The organism is Paracoccus sp. 228 (genome assembly GCF_000967825.1).
In the GTDB taxonomy this organism is placed as follows: domain Bacteria; phylum Pseudomonadota; class Alphaproteobacteria; order Rhodobacterales; family Rhodobacteraceae; genus Paracoccus; species Paracoccus marcusii.
Map to the genome: position 1 here is coordinate 14,177 of NZ_JYGY01000008.1, position 20,607 is coordinate 34,783.

General features: G+C 57.8%; 13 protein-coding genes. 3 read left to right on the plus strand and 10 right to left on the minus strand.

From position 1 onward, the window contains the following. Positions 1-123 precede the first annotated feature (123 nt). A complete protein-coding gene (locus SY26_RS18640; RefSeq protein ID WP_157020539.1) occupies positions 124-2,307 on the plus strand; it encodes a methyl-accepting chemotaxis protein in 2,184 nt (727 codons plus the stop codon). A gap of 200 nt (positions 2,308-2,507) precedes the next feature. Here the strand turns inward: SY26_RS18640 and SY26_RS18645 are convergent, their stop codons facing one another. Next, on the minus strand, positions 2,508-2,933 hold the full coding sequence (locus SY26_RS18645) for a VOC family protein (protein WP_046001793.1): 426 nt from the start codon (positions 2,931-2,933) through the stop codon (positions 2,508-2,510). 336 nt (positions 2,934-3,269) lie between these two features. Between SY26_RS18645 and SY26_RS22245 the strand changes: the two genes are divergently transcribed. After that, positions 3,270-3,806 (plus strand): DUF4167 domain-containing protein, encoded by a 537-nt coding sequence (locus SY26_RS22245; RefSeq protein WP_084693941.1) that lies wholly within the window; start codon positions 3,270-3,272, stop codon positions 3,804-3,806. A 227-nt stretch (positions 3,807-4,033) separates the two neighbouring features. Here SY26_RS22245 and SY26_RS18655 read toward each other — a convergent pair whose 3' ends face one another. After that, positions 4,034-4,660 (minus strand): uracil-DNA glycosylase, encoded by a 627-nt coding sequence (locus SY26_RS18655; protein ID WP_046001795.1) that lies wholly within the window; start codon positions 4,658-4,660, stop codon positions 4,034-4,036. Positions 4,661-4,663: 3 nt separating this feature from the next. Further along, the gene (locus SY26_RS18660; RefSeq protein ID WP_046001796.1) at positions 4,664-5,692 is read right to left on the minus strand and encodes an ADP-ribosylglycohydrolase family protein; all 1,029 of its coding nucleotides are present in this window, start codon (positions 5,690-5,692) and stop codon (positions 4,664-4,666) included. 73 nt (positions 5,693-5,765) lie between these two features. Here SY26_RS18660 and SY26_RS18665 point away from each other — a divergent pair, with 73 nt between their 5' ends. Beyond that, positions 5,766-6,389, plus strand: coding sequence for a hypothetical protein (locus SY26_RS18665; RefSeq protein WP_046001797.1), 624 nt, complete (start codon positions 5,766-5,768; stop codon positions 6,387-6,389). A 125-nt stretch (positions 6,390-6,514) separates the two neighbouring features. Here SY26_RS18665 and SY26_RS20710 read toward each other — a convergent pair whose 3' ends face one another. The 7 genes from SY26_RS20710 to SY26_RS18695 all read right to left on the minus strand — a co-directional run bounded on the left by SY26_RS20710 (position 6,515) and on the right by SY26_RS18695 (position 20,601). Then, complete coding sequence (locus tag SY26_RS20710) at positions 6,515-7,627, minus strand: NYN domain-containing protein (RefSeq protein ID WP_084693943.1); 1,113 nt, start codon at positions 7,625-7,627, stop codon at positions 6,515-6,517. A 159-nt stretch (positions 7,628-7,786) separates the two neighbouring features. Then, positions 7,787-9,886 (minus strand): BREX system Lon protease-like protein BrxL, encoded by a 2,100-nt coding sequence (gene brxL / locus SY26_RS18670; RefSeq protein ID WP_046001798.1) that lies wholly within the window; start codon positions 9,884-9,886, stop codon positions 7,787-7,789. A gap of 9 nt (positions 9,887-9,895) precedes the next feature. Then, positions 9,896-12,391 carry a BREX-1 system phosphatase PglZ type A gene (pglZ, locus tag SY26_RS18675; RefSeq protein WP_046001799.1) on the minus strand — a complete coding sequence of 832 codons (2,496 nt, stop codon included), beginning with the start codon at positions 12,389-12,391 and terminating at the stop codon, positions 9,896-9,898. Further along, positions 12,384-15,884 (minus strand): BREX-1 system adenine-specific DNA-methyltransferase PglX, encoded by a 3,501-nt coding sequence (gene pglX, locus SY26_RS18680; protein ID WP_046001800.1) that lies wholly within the window; start codon positions 15,882-15,884, stop codon positions 12,384-12,386. The genes pglZ and pglX overlap by 8 nt, the downstream gene beginning before the upstream one ends. Beyond that, on the minus strand, positions 15,884-19,408 hold the full coding sequence (gene brxC / locus SY26_RS18685) for a BREX system P-loop protein BrxC (protein ID WP_046001801.1): 3,525 nt from the start codon (positions 19,406-19,408) through the stop codon (positions 15,884-15,886). The genes pglX and brxC overlap by 1 nt, the downstream gene beginning before the upstream one ends. A gap of 2 nt (positions 19,409-19,410) precedes the next feature. Next, the gene (locus SY26_RS18690; protein ID WP_084693951.1) at positions 19,411-20,007 is read right to left on the minus strand and encodes a DUF1788 domain-containing protein; all 597 of its coding nucleotides are present in this window, start codon (positions 20,005-20,007) and stop codon (positions 19,411-19,413) included. 9 nt (positions 20,008-20,016) lie between these two features. Beyond that, positions 20,017-20,601 (minus strand): DUF1819 family protein, encoded by a 585-nt coding sequence (locus tag SY26_RS18695; RefSeq protein WP_232303420.1) that lies wholly within the window; start codon positions 20,599-20,601, stop codon positions 20,017-20,019. Between the last annotated feature and the right edge of the window lie 6 nt (positions 20,602-20,607).

The window sequence follows — 20,607 nt, forward strand, 5'->3', positions numbered from 1 at the left end:
GCAGAAAAGACCGCATTCCAAGCTCTCAATGCGATCGGCTCCAGGCCGATCTCCGTCCGTCGCTGCTGCCCTGGAGGGGTGCAACATCCGTCCGTCTGCTTATTATAGGTTATAAGCACCATCATGCTGAAGAATATCAAGATATCCCGCCAGATCGCGGCGGGATTTGCACTGATCCTGATCCTTCTGGTTCTCTTCGCCGGCTTTACCCAACATCAGATCACGCGTGCAAACGCTGCGCATCGGCAGACTACCGATGCAGAACAGGAAGCCCAACTCGCAGTAGAAATCGCAAAAGGGGTGTCCGATGCAGATCGCACGATCCTGCGGTTTCTCGATGCACCAGACGATACGAAGGCAGCAGCCATTGTCACCGCCATGAACCATGTCCGCGGACTGGCAGACCAGGCCCAGAGTGAGGGCATTGCCCAGGGCCAAACCCTTGTCGCGCTGAAGGACCGTCATATCGAGGAGGCTCAGGCATTCTCGCAAGCGTATCTTGCCAGGGATGTTCAGATGCGTCGCATCGTCGAGCTGAGTACCTTGGCGCGAGAGGGAATGGATCAGCTGCAGACAGAGTTGCAGGCTGCAGGGGACGTGCAGCGTGCGCTTCTCGTGGCAGATGCCAACAAGACGCTTCTTCGAATGCGTCTGCGTCTTGTCGCAGCAATTCCAATTGAGGATTCTGATGTTTTTGCCGAAGCCTCCGACCTGTACTCCAGTCTGCAGGATCAGCTCTCCCGCGCAGGACTTGCGCTTACTGACCCGCGTACTCGGGCCGGTTTGAATGATGTGAATGCGATCACCCAGGATCTTTGGAGCGAAGCAGTTGCCGCCGATCGTGGCATGGGTGATCTTCAGAACGGTCTTCTCACCGTCCGTGCTACGGCAGACGAGGTCCTGGCCGTGACTTCGGAAATCCAGGGCGCAGCCGAAACCATGGCGGCTTCAAGCGCACAGGACGCTGAGGACATTTCCTCAATGACGGTGCTTTCGGTGTTTGTGGGTGTCGGTCTGACCGTTCTTATGGGCGGCGCGATCGCCATCGTACTCTCTCGCAGCCTGTCACGCAGCCTGTCCCGAACCCTGGATCAGACGAACCGCCTTGCAGATGGAGATCTCTCATTCGACATCACAGGCGATGAAGGCCGAAACGAGCTGGCCGCGCTGGCCCGGTCCCTCAAGGTGTTCCGTCAGAATGCCATCGAACGACGTGATCTGGAGGCTGAAACCCGACGTCTTGAAGCAGAGGAGATGGCGCGACGGGAGGTCCAGGCGCGCCAGCAGGCCAGGGTCGTCGATGACATCGGCGCTGGATTGTCGCGCCTGGCGACCGGTGATCTGACCCAGGAGATTGCCAGCCCTGCCCATGATCCGTTCCCGGTCGATTACGAGGCGCTGCGCAAAGCCTATAACGAGGTTGTCAGCGGTCTGAGCCGAACGGTCGTGTCCATTGTGCAGGTTGCGGATCAGGTCCGCAGCGGCGCCGACGAGATCACCTCTGCAGCACAGGACCTTGCCAGTCGTGCAGAGACGCAGGCTGCCGCCCTCGAGCAGTCTGCAGCGGCTCTGACGGAAATGAACGCAAGCGTCCGTTCGACGGCGGAGCGGGCAGGCCATGCCGAAACATCCGGGCGTCAGAACCGCGAGATCACGGAAGCCAGCTCGATTGTGGTGCGCGATGCCGTGGAGGCCATGGGAGGGATCAAGCAATACTCCGACCAGATCACCCGGATCATCGACGTTATCGAGGACATCGGGTTTCAGACGAACCTTCTGGCTCTCAATGCGGGGGTCGAGGCTGCGCGGGCGGGCGAGGCAGGACGCGGGTTCGCAGTCGTGGCCTCGGAGGTCAGGAGCCTCGCGCAGCGCGCGTCTGAGTCTGCGCGTGACATCAAGACACTCATTTCGGAAAGCGCCGCCCAGGTGCAGCTCGGCTCGGACCTGGTGGGGCGCATGGGCAAGAGCCTCGACACGATCCAGCGACAGGCGCAGGACGTCTCCGAGCAGATCTCGGGGATTGCTGCTGCGGCGAGTGATCAAGCGGTTGGTCTGGCCGAGATCAATTCCGGTATCAATCAGCTGGATACCGTGACCCAACAGAATGCGGCCGTAGCGGAGGAATCAAATGCCGCTGCAGTCTCGCTACAGCAGCGCGCCGACGAGATGACGCTGGAAATATCACGTTTTAGGGTGAATGCAGTCCCGGTTTCGATTTCTGCCCGCCCTTCAAGCCGTCCGGCAACTCCTGCTCGAAGCAATCTTAGGCTACTGGGAGGTCGCAGCGGCGAAATTATTGAATTCTGATGAGTGATGTTCCCACACCTACCTTTTGGCGGGTGTGGGTGGCAAAGGTAGCGCCTTCCCGCACAGCCGACCCTTGGAAGATACAGGCAAGCGGCGGCTTTGCGGGACAAAGCGGCCACTAGGGCCGCGCTAGGGCATTGGCGCAAGGACGCCAAGGCGGTCGTGGGCCCTGCTAAGCCAGCAACCAAAAATAAAGCGGCTCAATCCTCCGGCGGAAGCAGGTCAGGGTTCCACACGATTTCCCAAAGGTGCCCGTCAGGGTCGCGGAAATAGCCGGCGTAGCCACCGTAGAATGTATCCTGTGCGGTTTTGATCACCTCGGCACCTGCCCGAACCGCAGCTTCCATACAGTAGTCGACGTCTTCCGGCCGCGCAACATTATGGCCGATAGTCACGGCGGTAGAGCTGACCGGATGAACTGGCAATCCGGTATCATGGGCGATGTCGGCCTGCGCCCAGAGGGCGAGCTTCAGTCCGCCGGAAAGGTCAATGAACGCCACCGCACCATGCTCGAACTCCTGGCCGATAATGCCTTTTGTCGGCAGCCCGAGTCCGTCGCGATAGAAAACGAGCGACCGTTCAAGGTTGCTTACGCCAAGTGTCAGAACAGAAATTCTGGGTTTCATGTCATGCCCTTTCTATCGGCATCTGCACCGCGCAGACGCCTTGATAGTCTTGGGCCGATGCCTCGCAACTGAAGGACCCGCAGGGCGGGGGCCGGGCCAACCGTCCCGAACCTAACCTGTTTCAGACCAGCAAAGGCTAGGCCAGATATATAGAGTGGTCAACGGCAGCTCCCTCCCGCATAGCAGCCGGAACAGGGCGTCGAAAACCTTTCCTTGTGGGAGTTGATGGGGTGCTAGGCGGCCGCCATGCAACAGCCTTCTTGCTGATCAGAGAGGTTCACCCTATCTCGGCAGGAAGCGGCGTACGCATCCCCGCTATCCTTATCGTATTGGCTCATGAAACCGCATCGACATCGACGGAGTGGCGCATCGCGTTCGCCAGAGCAACAGCGTGATCCTGGCAACCATATCCTTGAGAGCACTAGCGCAAAGGGGAAGATCCGAGGCACCGCGCGGCAACTCGTCGAGCGTTACTTTCAGTTTGCAGAGGAAGCGCGGCTTGCGAATGATCGCGTGGCGGCTGAAGCCTTCCTGCAATCAGCCGAGCACTATACACGCTTAGGCAATCCTGTCCGTCGCACCGAAACCCAACCAATGAAGGACCAGCCTTACGCGCTAGCGCGGAGTGTAACAGAAACGCACTCTTCTGCGGCTGGTGCAGACATGATCGTTCCTTCGGCTGCGGTGTACATAGACAAAGCGCCTGCGCCTGAGGTGGTCGTCGTAAAGATAGTGCCAGAGCTCCATGATATCAGGAGCCAAGAGCAAATCAGGATCGCGAAACGAGCAGCGGCAGCGGCTGACCTTGAGCGGGTTGCCGGGCAGCATGGCTACACTTTGGCTCAGCTCGGATTGGTACTTCGGTCAAAATAAGCTCAGCCCATGCTAAGCTGGTGAGGGACATGCCTAATCAATGAATCTCGGGTATTCTCGGCCGCTGCGGGAGCCGGATGAGCGCTAAGCCCCGTTTCGCGTCTATCTGTGGCACGGCAGTAGCGGTAGCTATTTAGGGTAGGGTAGCGGTTTGCGAAGCATAAAAATACCGGCGCCTTGTGGTATCATTTTACCGCAGTAATCCGTCTTATGTCACATGTGGTTTTCTATCTCTTGGCCGACGCCTGTTTCCAAATGCCCGGAATGGCGTTCCAAACCTCGGGTCGCGTGGCACGGTTGATCGGCGACGGGTGTGCCGAGGCGTGGAATGCGAGACCGTGCTTCTCCACGGCAGTCTTTGCCCGCGCCGCCCGGCGGCCCACTGCAATGATGGTTGTAAGCTTGGGCAGCAGATCGATGAGGGCGTCCAGCTGTTGCAGACCTGCGTTCAGCTCAGCCGGCGTGATCGTTCGCGTCCCATTCCACCACGGGACGACGTTCCACAGAACCGTGTCCTGGCGCGCGATACCGGCTTGCCGCATGAAGGTGAAGATGGCCTCGGCGGTGGGATCGTCGTTGTCGCGGGAGATGAAGCCCGAGCCGGTCTTGCCGGTCGCTGCCAGATCGTCGGTCATCGGGCCGGGTTTTTCCATCAGGAAGAGCAGCCTCGCCTCGGTGCCGCCGTCCATGGGGTCGAATTCGGGAACGGTCCCCCGGTTCTCGGCGCGCAGCTTTGCCGCATAATTCCTTAGCGGAGCGATATGAGGGAGATCACGCATTGCGCGGCGGGCGGCGATGGCTGCCCTGCTTTTCAGGCTGCGTAGCACGTTGATCGGCGTGGGGGTGTCGTCCATTCATCAGGCTCCCGGGTAACGTGTCACCAGATCATCCATCTGGCCGGAGATTGCCAAGGCCAGATCCCTAGCCATGCGCTCAATCAGGTCGCGGCACTCCACCTGCGCGACCCATCTGTGTGTCCGGGCCTGACCGGGGAACATTAGCCCGAGCGCGTTGCCCGCGATCGCGCCGGTGCTGTCGCTGTCGCCGGAATGGGTGACCGCGATGGCCAGCCCGTGCTCCAGGTCCCGCGCGCAGCGGCAGGCGTGGATGGCGATGGAGAGCGCCTCCTCGGCGGTCCAGCCACCACCCAGCTGTTCGGTGGTCTCGGGGCGGCCATCGGCCGGCGCCTGCAATGCGCGCAGGATGGCCTCGCGCGTCTCGGCCCCGAAGCTGCGGGCATGGGTTTGGGCCGCCCGCTCCAGATCGTCACCGTCCGCCAGGGATCGCAGGATCAGCGCCCAGGCAGCGGCGGCCTCCTGCCCGGTCGGATGGCCGTGGGTCAGGGCGGAACACTCCGTCGCCAGGTCCCGCACACGATCCTCCGCGACGAAGGCGATGGGCGCCACACGCATGATCGACCCGCAGCCCTTCGATCCGTTCACGACCGGCGCGCCGAAGCTGCCCGCCCGTCGCAGCGCGTCGAGGCAGGTGAGCCCCGGTGCGCGGCGAACATGCAGGCGTGGTTCGGCGACCAGTCCGACGTCATCCACCTCCATCCGCGGCGTCTCACCCTGCGTGACCAGCCAGCGCAGCAACGCGTGATGGATGACGCCGGGTGGATGGCAGATCCCCCTCAGCGTCCCGCGCACTGCGGTGCGCACCAGCCCCTCGGCTGTGAACAGGGTCATCTGCGTATCATCGGTGATCGCGCCCCGGATGCCTTGATGAAGGGGCAGATCACCGAAGCCTTGCGGAAAGCGCGCGCGGATCCGGGCCAGGCTGGCGAACTCGATATCCGCCCCGAGCGCGTCGCCCATGGCGCCGGCCAGCAGGCAGTCCAAGATCTGCTCCTGCCGCCGCTCTGTCTGCAGTGTCGTGTTCATCATCTCTCTCCTCGTCATCATGCGGCGAGGATGGCACAAGAGGGCTTGCCACAGTCCGACCGTCGGGATTTTCCGCATGACCCAGCAAGCGTACGTCGGGATCTACTGGACCCGCCCGGTGCCGCGCGCCGGGTTCGTCTCCCTGTCCGCCGATGTGGACGCCGCGGCCGATGAGAGCCTGACGATCCGCTATCAGCGCGATCTGGCACGTCGCCACGTGCGCTTGGCGCATGGCACGATGATCCGTGAGATCGCCCTTTTGGAGCTGGCTCCAGACCGGGCCAGCGCGGAGGCCGTGGTCGCGGTCAAACGCCTGGTCGAGACGGCGGCGGATGATACGATCTTTCTGACCGTCGATTTCGCTCATGAGGTGAACTGGCGCCCGCACCGCTTCCTCTGGGCCGCCCTGCCCCAGGACCGCATGCAGGCGCTGCCGCCGGACCCGATCCCGGTCGACGGCAAGCCGTTCGACCCGCGCCTGCACTTCCGCACATGGCACGCCGACGACGAGGCCCACCGGGCCGGCAAGGATGATCATCGTGGCCGGGTGATCGCAGCGCGGGCCCATCAGCCGGATGGTTCCTGGGCGGAGAGGGCTGAGCACCTGAATGGCCTCGGACTCCTTACGCATGGGGGCAAGCGGTGGACGGGGGATAATCTTCGGAAGTTTGTAAGTGCAGCATCGAAGAAAGCAATTTAAACGTGCCTTTAACAACGTGAAGATATCATATTTTACAGGCAGGTTTAATAACATCCAGTCAGCCCTTAATGTAGCATCCTGAATACACGGGCCATATCACTATTTTGATAGGTTAGTAATGGCCCCTAAATAGGAGGCTTAAAAATATTAATTTTTGCGGAACCGCTTTCATCGGCTTCTATTGATATATGATAATCATTCATTTGATTGTGTAATTCGCAAAGTGCATCTAATTCATTTTTTGAAAGGGTATAGTGTGCTTGATGATCTATGCCAGGTACAGATATTGCTTCTGTGATGATTGTTAGTGGCCAGATTGGATCTACACGTCCATGTATAAAATTTTTGCCTAACTCTTTTAATTTTCGACCAATTCCTGAGCTATCATGGAATTTTGCCAAGTCAGCTTGATACGCATTAACTCCAAACTTATGGGATTTCTTATGCACCGGCGTGAAGTCTTGGTCTGATGACACAATACACAATGAGTCTGCTTCGTACTCGTAAAATGCCTCCATAGCGCGAATAACAATTCTCGTATCTACCTCTTTTTCATCGAATACCTGCAATCCTTTTGGCCCAACAAAAAAATTAAAGAATCCTTCTTCTGATCTAGAGTATTCAGGATTTGCTTTAAGTTTTTGAACAAAATCACTATAGGCTGCATAGTTGCGTTCAAAATAAGGACGCTTAAGTATTCCTGATTGTATTTTTTTTAGCTGGTTTTTCGCATCAATGCTTCCCAATTTCACCTGTTTCATAAGCTGCCACTCTATGTCTGGTAGCGGGGCGGGAGCAAAGAAAAGCTCAAATTGAGGGACATAACGAATATATGTAGCATGGACCTTAACGTTTATTGAATCTCCCGGTTTTGATTTCTCGATTTGTTCAATAATATTCTCGAAGTCTAAAACTTTATCGTCTCTAATGCTGAGAGTGTGCTTTTTTATTCTATCAAAGGTATCTAGCAATTGAAAAAAGGCTATTCTACTCAAGACAAGCCCACCATCAATAGGAAACTTTTTATCGCTCAACCACGAATGCAGGCCGAGATACATGCCTTGTAGATCCACTAGAACCAAAATCTTATGTGTCTCTATTTTCGCTCCAACACGCTCTAGAACCTGCTGTGCAGCTGACTCCAATGGAGCGCGAAATATCATCCAGTTCTCAGAGTTTATCTCCTGCTTTTTGGCATGCGATAAATTAGGATTTCTATCTCCAAAATCACCAATCATTCTAATCCCTCATATCCCCTTAGTGCACGCATAAATTTCATATGCAGATCAGTTATTTATATAATAAAACCGATATTGTAGTGGCATGACCATTTTAATAGAAATAGGATTTCACTACAATGCGTTTTCAAATTGAGGCTCTGGATCATTGCCGAAAGATCACTTCAACGAAATATCCGAATTTTCCTTCAGATAGGTCACGTAAAACGCCTTTACCATTCGATGTTCTTGAAGGCGGTCACCAAGGTTGAATCCGTTCTCACGGCGCATGGGTGCCTGAAAGATATCTAGCCCACGATCAAGGACGATCTTCCAACCATTGTCGGTGACGATATCACGGGCATGGGCCGTACCACTGGTGTCATATGCCCAAGTGAAATCCACGCCCGTACCGACGCAAGCCTCGGAAATACTCTCGAGCAGTTCGCGCTGCTTCGGTATATTCCCGTCATCAGGAGCCGTGACCAGATGAACAGAAATCTGATCCTCAGGTGCCTTTCGGGAAATGACCATTTCGACAAACTCCATCATGTTCTTGATCTGATAGAAGTATCGAATATAGGGATCCGTCACGATGATGCGGGACGCCCCTTGAAGGTGATGGCCAAACAGCGTGTCATAGCTGATCCCCTTGCGGTTCTCGGCAAAGACATGATGCCCTTCGGCCGGCTTTGGGGTCGTGGATGCAGGATTGTCATGTGGCCGTGATTGCGATGGTTTGAGGGCGTCAGTAAGCATCTCAACGCCGTCCATGTCGGCGCTTTGCGAGACCTCAGCGCCTGGCGTTCCTTTGCGATAATAGAACTGCGGAAACTCTTCCTCTTCCACCGTGCGCACATGGCGTTTCTTGCCGTCGGAGCCGGTGTAATAGAAGTCCACCTCCGGATATGTCGCATCGATGCGGAACAGCTGGTCCTTGACCCGCTTGCGGCTTTCTAAGGCAAGCTTTAGCAGCTCCTCGGTCTCTGCCTCCGTCTCACCACCTGCAGGAAAGAGGATTTTTAGCAGACCCGACATGGTTTTCGAGATGGCGTCACGATCCCGCGTCGAGATCTGCTCACTGAACTTGAAATACCGATCCGGCCGGTTGGAGTAATCCTCCTGACGTAGATGACGTAGGATCTCTGCCAGGTAATCGACAATGAACCCGTAGCCCCTGGTGAACATCTCGCCGCGGATAACGTCGATTTCCCACCCCGGCAGATAGGCATGGAGCCGGTCGATGAAGGCCGAGTCATGGAACTGAGGCGGCAGCGCTTCGAAGAGGTCGCTGTTCTTCAGCATGTAGGGCACGTTGTGATCGGTGTTGCCGACAAACGAGAAACTGGCCTCGGCCCCCATCGGGTTGATCCCCCGCGAGAAGGTCTTGTTGGCCATGTAGTTTTTCATGATGTCGACGAGCGCCTTGTTGGCAGTCTTCTCACGCCCCGCAAATTCGTCGAAAGCCACCACGTCCCAATACCCGACCAGACCAATCCGCCCGTTCGAATTGTTCACGAACAGCTTGGGGATGCTGACCTCGCCCCCAGAAATCAGCTGCCCGTGCGGAGAAAACTCAGAATAAATATGGGACTTGCCGGTCCCTTTGGGGCCCAGTTCGATGATGTTGTAGTTGCGTTCCACAAAGGGGATCAGCCGCATCAGCTGAAGTAGCTTACTGCGGCGCCCGAACGTGTCCGGGTTGAACCCGATCGACTGCATTAGAAGGTCGATCCATTCGTCGGTGCTGAACTTCGCCCGCCCCGCCTTGTAGCTCTCATAGTCCACGCGCGCGATCTGGATCGGCTTGATCGTCTCGAGGATCCATGGCGAGGTCCGGGCATCTTCCGAGAACTCGTACTGGACGTCTGCGATGCACCACACCCCCGTCACCAGCAGCTTGGGGTGCGCCTTGACGGTACCACTGTCCACGGCCACCTTCTTGATGCCCAGATTATCGAAGGTCGCCTCGTAGCTGTCGGTCTTTTCGTTCAGTGACACACTGATCTGGTCGATGACCTTGTAGCGGCCCCGCTCCTTGATCGTGGACTGGATCAGGCCCGCCTCACTGCGATGGACATAGTGCTTGCGGAGGATTTCCTTGACCGTCTCGATGCCGGTCGCGATCGACGCCTCGTCGTCGGTCGCGCAGTACTGACCCAGCAGGTACTCAAGCACGTAGGTCGGTACGATCGCGTTGCCCTTCACGGCCTTGACCAAGTCCTTGCGGACCACGAAGCCTGCAAAATGGTCGTTGATCTTGTCGTCAAGCGTACTCATGGCCATTCCTTAGAAGTCGAAATCGGTCGGGATGCCGCGTCGCAGTTCATAGCGCTGGCTCTGGTAGTCATCATAGCGGCTGGTCTTGCCGATGCGCTGGCGCAACTTCAGGAACACGTCCTGATTGTTGAAGGCATCAGCGTCCCGTGACAGCAAAAGCTTCAGCGGCATCTCGCGCTCGCGCGGATTGTCCGATCGATAGTCGAACGGCACCTCATGCTCGTCGGAGATCAGGGTGCCATCGATGGCATAGAGCCCAACCACCAGATCTCGCGGCTGCAGCTTGTCCGAGATCGGCTGCACCTGGTACAGCGTCACGGCATGCTGGCCTGACGAGATCAGATTGCGACCAGACGAGATGATCTGAACCTCGACCATCTGAACGTCGGACTCACGCTGCTTTCCAACCCGAAGCACCGGGATGACGATTTCCTGCAGGCTTGCCCCACCGTGAACGAACCGGCTTCCAGCCCCCCTGACCCGCAGACGATTGATGGAGTTTGGGACCAGCACGTCAAGATCCCCGGCAAGGCCCAACTCGGCCGGTGAGAACCGTTTCATTCCGGCTGTCGCCTTCAGCCCGCGGCCGACGACGAAGCGGCGGTTGCGGGTATGGATCTCATCCCCTGCCGGTTCCGCGACTGAAAACTCCGTCTCGTCGAGCGGGCGGTGCTGATAGAGAAATCCGTGGTCGGCAGTGATCAGGATGTTCGAGACATTGGCGCTGGTCAGCTTGCGGACCACCATTGTCAGGTCCGCGATAGCATCTTCGGCAGCCTCCGGCACGCGCTCTTCGGTGGTCAGCTTGTCTCCGACTACGTCGATCCGGTTGTGGTACAGATAGAGGATGTCATGATCGCGGAAGAGGATCTTTCCCTCTTCGGAGCGCATGCTCATGAACTCGTCTGCCTTCATCGCCTTTGCGCGGTCGCCGGTTCGGCCTTGGGCAAGAGCCCGCTCTCGGTTGGATGTCCCTTGGGTCGACTCGCCGAAAGATCTGACAATGCCGTCCGGTTGGATTGTCAGGTCCTTGTTCGGCAGCAGGGCCGCCATGCCCAATTGGGTATAGCTGGGCAAGCTGCTGATCATCGGTTTCAGCTCTGCATCGAACCTGTTCAACTTGCGGATGGCCCGCAGGCATTCCTCGGCAATCTCGTAGCGAAAGGCGTCCGAGATGACGACGACAACCTTCTGATCCTTGCGGCGGAATTCAGCGGCCTGGTCCCGGTAGAAGTTACGCTGCATCGGATAGCCGCGCACGCTCCATTCGGGCATGGCTGCAACCTGATCCTGCCAGGCGTCATTGACCTTCAGCAGGTAGCTGGTCGTGTAGCGGTTCTCCACCACCTCGAACAAGTCGCTCAGCAGCGTGGCCTGACCACTTTTTTGCATGTGAAAAATGAACTTCCGATACAGCTGATCCAGCTTGTACCAACTCGAAACGTAGCGCTTGATGCCCTCCTCGGGGCTGGTCATGCTGAGATTGGCCTCGGCCAAGGCCTGCTGAAACTCGATGGCATGGCTGATCGCCTGATAGACATGCTCGTAGGTCGCATACCAGTGGCTTTGCCGCCGCTCCCGGATGATCTGCAGAACATCCGCAGCGCCCAAGGTTTGGCTTGCCATGGCCTGAACCAGGGAACGGATCACGTGTCGGTCGATCTCTTCAAAATGATCGATTGACTTCAAGGTCCGAGCTTGGCGCAACTTCAGATCATGCGGGATCTTGAGAGTACCCTCAAAGCGCTTGCTGAGCGTCTCGAAGGCCTCGGAATAGTGCTTGTTGTTCTTCCAGCGACGGAAGACCAGCAGCGCTTCCGCTTTCAGCTTCGCATCCTCGCCGAAGGCCAGCTGGTAGGCACCCTCGAAGAACGCGATCGCGAAGTCCTCGAGGTCCGGCTTGTCCGAGAGATAGCCGTAGGCATTGGCAACCTGCTTCCAGAAGAACTCGGACAGGTTCGCCCGCTCGATCAGCCGCATGCCCTCGTCGCGTCCGGCAGCCAGCTGTTCCAGCAGCTGCTCGATCACCGTATCCAGGGCTCCTTCGGCACCGACGCAGACGGCCAGCATGCGCCGGCGGATATCGGTCCTGGTGTCTCCCTGCTGCATCAGGCGTTTCAGATCCGCGATCCGACTGCTGGCGCGATAGAACTCAGTATGGTCGCGCACGACCTCCTCAAAGGCAGTTGGCAGGCTCAGCTCGCTTAGCCAGATCGCAGCCTGATCGGCCTTGAAGACGGTCGTGGCCAGTTGCACGTCCAGCAGCCAGTTCTCCTGCATCGCGGGCTCTGGCCCGTCATAAAACACTAGGAACTTCTGATCCGGCTCTTGGCGCAGCATCCGGTATTTCAGTCCGAACTGGTTGTTGGCGATCTCGATCTTTGCGACACCGTCCAGATCGATCGCCTCGAATGCCGTGCGCATGTCGCGGGCCGCATCGTACCAGAACACGATCCGATGCTCATCGAACAACCGGGCCAGGCTAGCGGTTAGGCGATCATTCATCGCTGACCTCAAGCCCAATGATCTTCTTCAGCGCGGTGCCGAACTTTGGGTAGTTGGCCTTGACCCCGTCATCCAGATCGATCTCGATCTTGGCCTGGGCCAGCGGAAAGATCACCTCGCGCTCCCACTCGTTCAGCTCATCCAGCTGCTTGGCGATGACGCCCGCATCCTTGAGGGCCTTGGTCCGCTGCCCTTGGGTCGCAGTGGGATCGTCGGCCAGCTTGTTCAGGCGCACCTGCTCGCCCTCCAGCTTGGTGACGAACTCGCGCAGATATTCGTTCAGGAGGACCGAGACCGTGTCGCCGCGATAGCGGTGCATGTAGATCAGCGCGTTGAACGTGCCCTTGGGGCTGGAGAACATCCAGTAGATCGGCCGCTTCTTGTAGCGCTTCACGTGGTCGGCATAAAAATCCTTGGTGAAATACCTGCGGATGTCCTTGCCAAGCGCCTCTTCGATGAAGCGCAGGTTTTCGCGGAAGCTGTCCTCGCCAAAGGTCACGCGCAGGAACTGGCGGAACCGGTCGGTGATGTCGTCGGCGAACCAGTCGGCGTCGAGCACGGGGATGACATTATCCTTGTCCGGCATGAAGGTCGGGTCCGGGACGCGGGCGATGTATTCGGCCAGTGTCTCGCCCTGATTGGCGAGGATCAGGCCTGGCGCGTCGAGGCTGTAGCGGCCGAACATGCAGCCCACCGCGTAAGACAGGAACTCGGCCATGGTGTCGGCGCGCAGGCGAGCCTCGTTCGCCTCGGCATCGTTCTTGGTGCCATAGCGATAGGCGGGGTTGCAGGTGAGGGTGATCTCGTTCAGCGGCACCTCGGGAGTCAGCTCGTCTTGCAGGCCATAGGCGTCGATGAAGATGCGGTTGTTCTCTTCCTCCAGCCGCTGCATCTCATCCGTCATGCCCTGCCAGTGGGTGCGGAGGGTGGTGTAGGTGGCCTCCAGCGTCTCGGTGCGGTGGTCGGGCTGGAGCAGTGGGAGCGTCGTGAAGTCCCAGGAGGTTTCGTAAGCGTCCCAATCGGAGCGGGCAGATTCAATCAATGCTTGAGTTTTCGCATCCGTTCCTTGAGCCGTTTTAACTGGGAGTTTTGCAATTGTACCGGACACGAAGTCCAACGTTGGAGATATAAACTTCAAAAGGTGGTAACAGATTTTGGAGTTAAGAAATCCAATAAGAAGAATTTTGTCACTTTCTTTTTCTGAGAAAATACATTGGCCTTTCTGGTCAAAAATGAAACCGGGGTCGCTCTTTCTTACTGAAAGTTTTGAGCTTGAAATTGCTGACCAAGTAATGCTGTCAGAGAAATAGTGCCGGATGTTTTTAATTGTGCGGGTCGGACTTCCATATAACTGTGTAGCGAGTTCAAGGAGAGCACGTCCATCGGCCTCCCAGTTTACTACAAACTCGTTGTTCCCAAACCATTTTCGGTATGCTCCACCTTTGTTGTATGGAAACCATCGCGCACCCGATGCAACAGACTCTTTTCGGCTAAAAGATTTGAACGAGGATCGGTTAGGAGTAACTTCGTGCCACAACCGAAGAAAACGATCGTTGTCACTTGAAGCCAATCCTTGGCGCGGGGAAGCAAGACTTCCGACGTTGTCGGGTAGGTCAAAACAGTCAACCATTTTTGGGCTTGCCCAGTACGCAATGGGTTTCCCTGGGATTTTTTGAATGTCCTGGGCCGAGGCTCGATAAAACCAGCTAGAGTTTTGGTCTTGAATTGCTTCCAGCGCGCGCGGCGCTTGGTTCGCTGCGCCTCGGAAATCAGAAAGACGCACGAAACCACCTTGGAAATCAGGGCGATGAGTATTTTCCAACGTAAACGTGCAAATTGGCACTGTCGCTCCGTCGAACCCTGAATACTCCAGTTGAATCAGGCTTGAGATCGTTTTTTCTTCCAAGATAAACAGGCGCAGTTTTTCGTAGGACGAAATGAACATCCATACAAACGGCGTCATAAATCCCAATTGACCTTTTAGAAGGGCCAAACTCGTATTTCGAACCATAAACGCCGAGAAGAGGTCTGCTTTGACGTCACTGAAGTTATCTTTCAGGTAGTCTTGCAGCTTCGCGTTCATCCCTTTCCCGCCCATATAGGGCGGGTTTGCCACCACTACGTGATATTTCGGCGACAGCGCCTCTACCATGCGCAGCACGACCACGACGCGCGCCTGCACCTCCTTCAACAGCAAGTCGCCGCCAAAATCCCGTGCCTCCACCATCCGCACCGTCTCGGCCGGATCGCGCAGCTTCGGCACGATCAGCGAGCCGAAGTTCTTGGCTTGCTCGAACTGGCCCATTGTCTCGCGCAACTCATCCGTGAACAGATTCCTGCCCACCACGGCGGCCACGTCCTGCAACTCGGCGGGCGTAAAACTCACGTTCTGTAACACGACGATGTCGGGCTTCGCCTCCATCCGCAGGAACCGCCGCCGCCCCAGTTTCGCCGCCGCCTTCATCGCCAGCGCAAAGGCCGCCAGTGCGCCTGCGCGATCGTCGATCTCTACCCCCGTCAGGTTGTGCGTCAGGATCAGCCCGGGGATCTCGGTCGGATCGTATCCCTCTTCCTCATAGATGGCGTAGAGCAGGTCGAAGGCATAGGTCAGCATGTGCCCCGACCCGCAGGCTGGATCGCAGACCTTGATCTCCTCGGGCTTGCCGATCCTCAGGAAGTCCGTCTCGGGCTCTTCCGGCGCGATGTAATAGTCCATCTGCGCCGCGAGTTTTGACTGTGGCCGGTTCAGCAGCCACAGCCGTCCCAGAGAGTTCTCCAGCAGATAGCGGACAATCCAGTGCGGGGTGAACAGCTGCGTTGCGGCGGGGATGTTTTCGGCGGTGATTTTCTGGTTCTTCTTCAGCCCCGCGAAGACCTGATCCTTTTTCTCCGAGATGTAGAACTGGTAGAGCCAGCCGATGATCTCGACATCCTGACAGGCCTCTTCCGTCATGACCGCGCGCAACCGGGCCAGGATCGAGGTCTGCGACAGCAGATCCTCGGGCATCAGCAGTTCGGTGTAATCGTCAAGCTCCTCGAACAGGAATGGCATCGGCCCGTGCCACGCATTGCAGGCATGGACCAGCAGCAGGCGATAGGCCTCAGCCTGTGGGTCATTCGACGGGACACGGCCATCCAGCAAGGCGGAAACCTCAGCAGGTGCGCCGTCGGGCAGGTTGCCCGCCGCAGCTTCGGCCAGAAGCTCCGGACGGGTCTGGCCGTCAGCCGGGGAGACGACGCGAACCTGGGTGTAGCCATTCGCATCCATGAAGCGCAGCGCCGTGAAGCGGTTGAACCAGGTGTAGGCGACCTGTTCGACCACCTGGGTCCTGCCGGAAGTCCGCAATGCGTTCTCCAGATCCTTGACCGCCCGCGGATGCTCGCGCCGAGCGGCCGCGCCCTCGGCTAGGACCAGATCGAGCTTGGCGGTGACCTGACCGATCAGCAGATTGCGCGCAGCCTGCGCGAATTTCTTGAGCGCGTTGGTATCCATCAGATCATCACCTTCGTGCCTGCCGCAATTTTGGAAAGCAGGGTCTTTCTCAGGGCCTCGAGATAGTCGTTCACCTCTGCCTCATCGGTAAGGTAGGGCTTTCCAATATTTACTTTCAGATCGCGTGCGTTCACGTGGCTTGGTGGTTTGGGATCAGTTCTCGAAGGCTCCCCCGGGTTTCCAGGAGTGACAGGCTGCTTTCTGGTCATCTCCGAGATCGTCGAGAGTAGTGACGTCAGCAACCGCTGACGGACCTGATTGCTACGATCCCGTAACGACGGGATCAGACTGGTTGTGTCAAGCCTGTCCCTTTGCGCTGCAAGCTGTCCGTCGATCGACTGCTTCTGCTCGGACGTGAGCGCTTGGTACTCTGGTAGCTGGCCCAGTGTCACGGCAACCTCGTCCAGGGCCGCGCTGGCAGCCTTGCGCTCGGCGATCACGGCAAGATCAACTTTGTTCTTCAGATCATAGAGATCCACTTTGAGGTTCTGAATCGCCGATCCCCGATAGCAGTTCTCGTCATCCATGACCGCCCGCAGCCGCCGTCCGGCATCCGCATCGACATCCGCGATGTTCTCCGACTGCTGAGACAGGGCTTTGCGAGCATCGTCGTAGATGTCCTTCTGGCCGCCGCCCATGAAGCTGAGGATCTTGTCGAGGATCATCTCACGCGCATCGAGCAGTTTATCCTGCTGCTTTATCGGCTCGGTGATGTACCATGCGGCTGGCTTCCCTTTCATGGCCTTCAGGCGCGCCTGCAGAGGACCCAAAGCCGCCATGAATGGATAATCATGGACCTGACGGGTCAGATCATCGACTTTGGCTTCCAACGCGTCGACGGCATGCTTCCAGTCCTCACCCAATGCGCGCGCTTCACTGCCACCGGGCGGGGATCCGAACAGCTCACGATAAAGCTCCTTTGCATTGCGCAGTGCAGCAGGCGTGAACTCCGTTTGCGTCGTCAGCAAGAGGTTTCCAACCATCTGGCTGTTGTTCAGCGCCCGGGCGAGATCGACGCCTTCATAGACTGCACCGTCGATGCGCGCCTCGATCTTATTCTTTGTGATCAGGCTCCCGGTCAGGCACATCACGGCGTGGCTAGGCCAGCCAAAGGGCTTTGTGGAGAACTTGTCGGTCAGGTGCTTCGCCGAGACCTTCACCCCATTGCGGGCCTGACTGCTCAGGAAGTTCAGGATTTCCTGTTCGGGCTCACCAAGCCCTTCGCCGTCGTGCCCAAAGAGTGATGTGCCCGACTGCACGGACTTCATGATATCCGCTTCGGTGTAGATGACACCGCGCAGCATCGGCAGGTTCGTGTAGACCTTGTCGACCAAGGTCTGGAATGCCTTGGTGACGCGCTCCTGAGGGTCCTCACCGCTGATGTCCAGTTCGTCACCGCGGACGAACAGTCGCGCCTCTCCGATCAGCTTGCGCAGCCGCAGCTCGAGATCCTTCGCGCGACGGCTGTTCTGCTCGCCCTTCTCGGCGATGATCCGATCCCTGCCCGGCTGCGGGGATCCACTGCGGGACTGGCGGACGAACTTGTCCGTCTGTTTGAAAAGGACCATGTCGCGCAGGAACAGTTGATCGGGCTTCATGACCACCGCCAGCTCTTCATTGGCGATGGTCCGGGTGCGGATCGTCTCCGGGCTGTCGCCATCCTCGCTGAACGGCGAGTGCAGGTGGATCGCCAGCTCATGCTCCTTGCCGATCAGATGACCGTCGAGGCGCCGCGTGAACTGGTATTCATTGCCCGATGTGTTGTGACGGATCTTGCGGCTTCGCAGAATGGCGTCGAAGGCCATGGTTTCCAGCGCGCCCGAGACCTCCGACTGCTCGACGGGAAGGGCCTTGATCTCGGCCTCGACGTCCTTTTCCTCGTTGGTCAGGAACTCGTAGACCTCGCCATTGCGCTGGATGAGGGTGTTGCGATCCAGAAAGGCCAGGGCCTCCTCGATCCGGCGCCGTTGCGCCGTCTGATCGCTCTCAAACCCTGACAGCAGCAAAATCGAGATGTTGCGAACTGAGGGTTTGAACTCCTTGACGTATTTAACAAGGAACAACGCCTTAAGGACCCGCACAGCGAACGGGTCCACGTCTTCGATGTCACGCTCGGCGATGTGAATGGATTGTTGGACAGACGATTTCAGGGCGGTGCGGATGCCCTCGAACATCTGGTCGAACGTTGCGAGGCCCCCGACAGGCTCATTCTTCAGCTTCTTGGCGACCTCCTGGAAGACCCCCAGCATCGAGCGTTCACCGACGGAGCTGTGCTTGCCCTCGAAGGCGTTGTGCTGCGACAGCGCCTGGATCGCCATCTGGAACAGCGGGTATTGGTAAGGCGGAAAGGGATAGCTGAGCACGAACTCGTCGCGATCACGAAAATTCTTCAACTTTATCGACCCGTCCGTAAAGTCGAACAGCGTCTTGAGGTTGTTTTCTTCCCGCTGATAGAGATTGCTGAGTTGGGCTTCTCCCTCCTCCGTCTTAGATAGCAGCCGGCGCTGAATAACCTCGGCGACATCGGCCGAGTTCAGAGGCATCCGGTTGCTGAACCGGGCCTGGATCTTCGAGAAGTCGTTTTCCTGCTGCTGGGTCATGTCCCCGATGACGGAGGCCATATCCTGCTGCGCGGTCACGATGATCCAGGCCTGACCCTTGCACTTGGTGTTCAGGCTTTCTGCGATCGTCTGCAGGTTGGTCATCAGCTTCACGTTGTCGGCGATATACTGGCCGACCTCATCGACGAAGAAGTTGAGCCGGAAATTTGGCTCCTGCTCGTCAATCCACGCCTTGATGGTCGCCGCAAAATCTTCGATCGAGACCCGGGTGTCCTTGCGGTACTGGGTCAGGATATCCTTGGCATCCACGGGATCGCCACCTGTGGCTGCGGCAAAGGCCGTGGCGACATTGCGGGTCTCCAGCAGCGCCTGTTCGCGTCCCCGCTCCCACGGCTTTCCTGACGCAGCCTGGAAGGCGGCCTTGAACGTGTCCAGCTGACCACGGCCGTGCAGGTCACGCTCCATCTGCGCGATATGAGGCTGCTTTCCATAGAAGCCACAGGAATCATCGAAGACCTTCTGGAAGACTGCCAACAGGGCGTCGACATCGGTCTTGGAAATCACATCGGCCTTCTGGTCGATGTTGAACAGGACCGACCTGGACGGGATGGCGACCGCCTTCTGCAGCAAGCCGCGGATCATTGGGGCGTCCTTGATCTTCTCCTTCTCGAGGAAAATGTCCGCTGCGCGCCTGCCATCGACCTCGCGGTTCTCCAGAAGCAGCGCCAGCATCTTCAGCAGATGCGATTTGCCCGAGCCGAAGAACCCGGAAATCCACACGCCATTGGCAGTGTGGTAATCGGTATAGGCCTCCAGAAACTGCTCGAGGCGCTGACCGATCTCATCCGTGATGACGTACTCGTCAAGCTCGAGGCGCAGTCCGGTGTCGTCATCGGCCTTGATGACACCATCAATGGCACGATCGACGGGTTTTGCGAAAATGTCGCGAAGATATTGGGTCACGGTCAGACCTCGTAATTCATGATGTTGAAAGCACGGTAATATTTGTCGTCGTGAAGCAGGCCGAACAGATCGAGCGATGCGCCGGTGGCCAGCGCATGAGTGTAGCTCCCTGGGAAGAACATGACCGTCGGCGCTTCTTTGGCCGTACTCTGCAGGTTGTTCAGGACATTGTGCGAGCGCAGGTAGGGATAGACCTCCCCGACGCCCGACAGGAAAATGACGTCGTGGGGCGTGGCCTTGATCATCTCTGCCACCATCGGCACCAGGTGCGCCTGAGGGTCCAAGACCCCCTGCAGCAACTCCTTCAGTTCAGCCTTGTCCGTGTCATGTTCGATCTCGAGGACTTGTTCCAGGATGCCTCGCTCGGCGAGGATCTGAAGCGTGATGTCATAGAGGTTCAGGTCCAGAACGCGAACGCCCGCATGGGCACTTCGGGTGATCAGATCGGCCCGATCCTCTTCCATCGCCATGCCGTCCGCAGCCGCATACGGGCAGATGAAAAACGGCACCTCATTGCCCAGGCCCTGCTTGGTCAAAAAACGCTGGCTGGTCACGACCTTGAACAGGTGTTCGGCCCTGCCCTTCCGATCAAACATCATCTTCAAAAATCAAACTCCACCCCGACGGAGGCCGGGAAAATAATCAAAGGCTGCAGGCTGTGCATTTTCAATCATAATTTGCAATCGATTGGAAAGGATCGCTGTCTGGATGTGGCGGTCCCGGGAGATGATCCCGGCTTCCCGCAAGATGCGGAACATCACCTGACCGAGCTTCTTCTGTGTGCCCGGACTGAGGTGTGCCAGCTTGTCGTTCCACTCCGCCTTGTGGTGGAAGAAGACGTCAAAACTCTCGACTGGAAGTTCCAGGCGGTAGGAGAGGTACCGGTCAATCACGACTTCCCGCACGAATTCCTCGATGAACCGGTAGGTTCTGCAGATGGCCACCCACAGCAGGGCCTGCGTCTCGTCGTGGTCAGCCTCGTCGGCAAGAAAGGCCAATTCCTCAGCGGACAGAGCTGACAGGCGGAGGACGATTTCGTTGAGGACCCGTTTGTTCGACGCAACCTTCGGGAGGGTCGTCGCCCCTTCCTTCCGGGCCCGTTCGAGCGTCGCGGCCCAGGCCTCACCCGGCACGTGAAGCATGGCAACGGCGCGGCTTTCGAGCAGCAGAAGGCCACCCGTCGTGAAGGACATTCGGTA

What these genes read in the sequence shown, in the direction of transcription:
- SY26_RS22245 (WP_084693941.1), top strand. Translation starts at nt 3,270, where the DNA reads ATGAAACCGCATCGACATCGACGGAGTGGCGCATCGCGTTCGCCAGAG.
- pglX (WP_046001800.1), bottom strand. Translation starts at nt 15,884, where the DNA reads ATGGATACCAACGCGCTCAAGAAATTCGCGCAGGCTGCGCGCAATCTG.
- SY26_RS18665 (WP_046001797.1), top strand. Translation starts at nt 5,766, where the DNA reads ATGACCCAGCAAGCGTACGTCGGGATCTACTGGACCCGCCCGGTGCCG.
- brxL (WP_046001798.1), bottom strand. Translation starts at nt 9,886, where the DNA reads ATGAGTACGCTTGACGACAAGATCAACGACCATTTTGCAGGCTTCGTG.
- SY26_RS18695 (WP_232303420.1), bottom strand. Translation starts at nt 20,601, where the DNA reads ATGTCCTTCACGACGGGTGGCCTTCTGCTGCTCGAAAGCCGCGCCGTT.
- pglZ (WP_046001799.1), bottom strand. Translation starts at nt 12,391, where the DNA reads ATGAATGATCGCCTAACCGCTAGCCTGGCCCGGTTGTTCGATGAGCAT.
- SY26_RS20710 (WP_084693943.1), bottom strand. Translation starts at nt 7,627, where the DNA reads ATGATTGGTGATTTTGGAGATAGAAATCCTAATTTATCGCATGCCAAA.
- SY26_RS18640 (WP_157020539.1), top strand. Translation starts at nt 124, where the DNA reads ATGCTGAAGAATATCAAGATATCCCGCCAGATCGCGGCGGGATTTGCA.
- SY26_RS18660 (WP_046001796.1), bottom strand. Translation starts at nt 5,692, where the DNA reads ATGATGAACACGACACTGCAGACAGAGCGGCGGCAGGAGCAGATCTTG.
- SY26_RS18645 (WP_046001793.1), bottom strand. Translation starts at nt 2,933, where the DNA reads ATGAAACCCAGAATTTCTGTTCTGACACTTGGCGTAAGCAACCTTGAA.
- SY26_RS18690 (WP_084693951.1), bottom strand. Translation starts at nt 20,007, where the DNA reads ATGATGTTTGATCGGAAGGGCAGGGCCGAACACCTGTTCAAGGTCGTG.
- SY26_RS18655 (WP_046001795.1), bottom strand. Translation starts at nt 4,660, where the DNA reads ATGGACGACACCCCCACGCCGATCAACGTGCTACGCAGCCTGAAAAGC.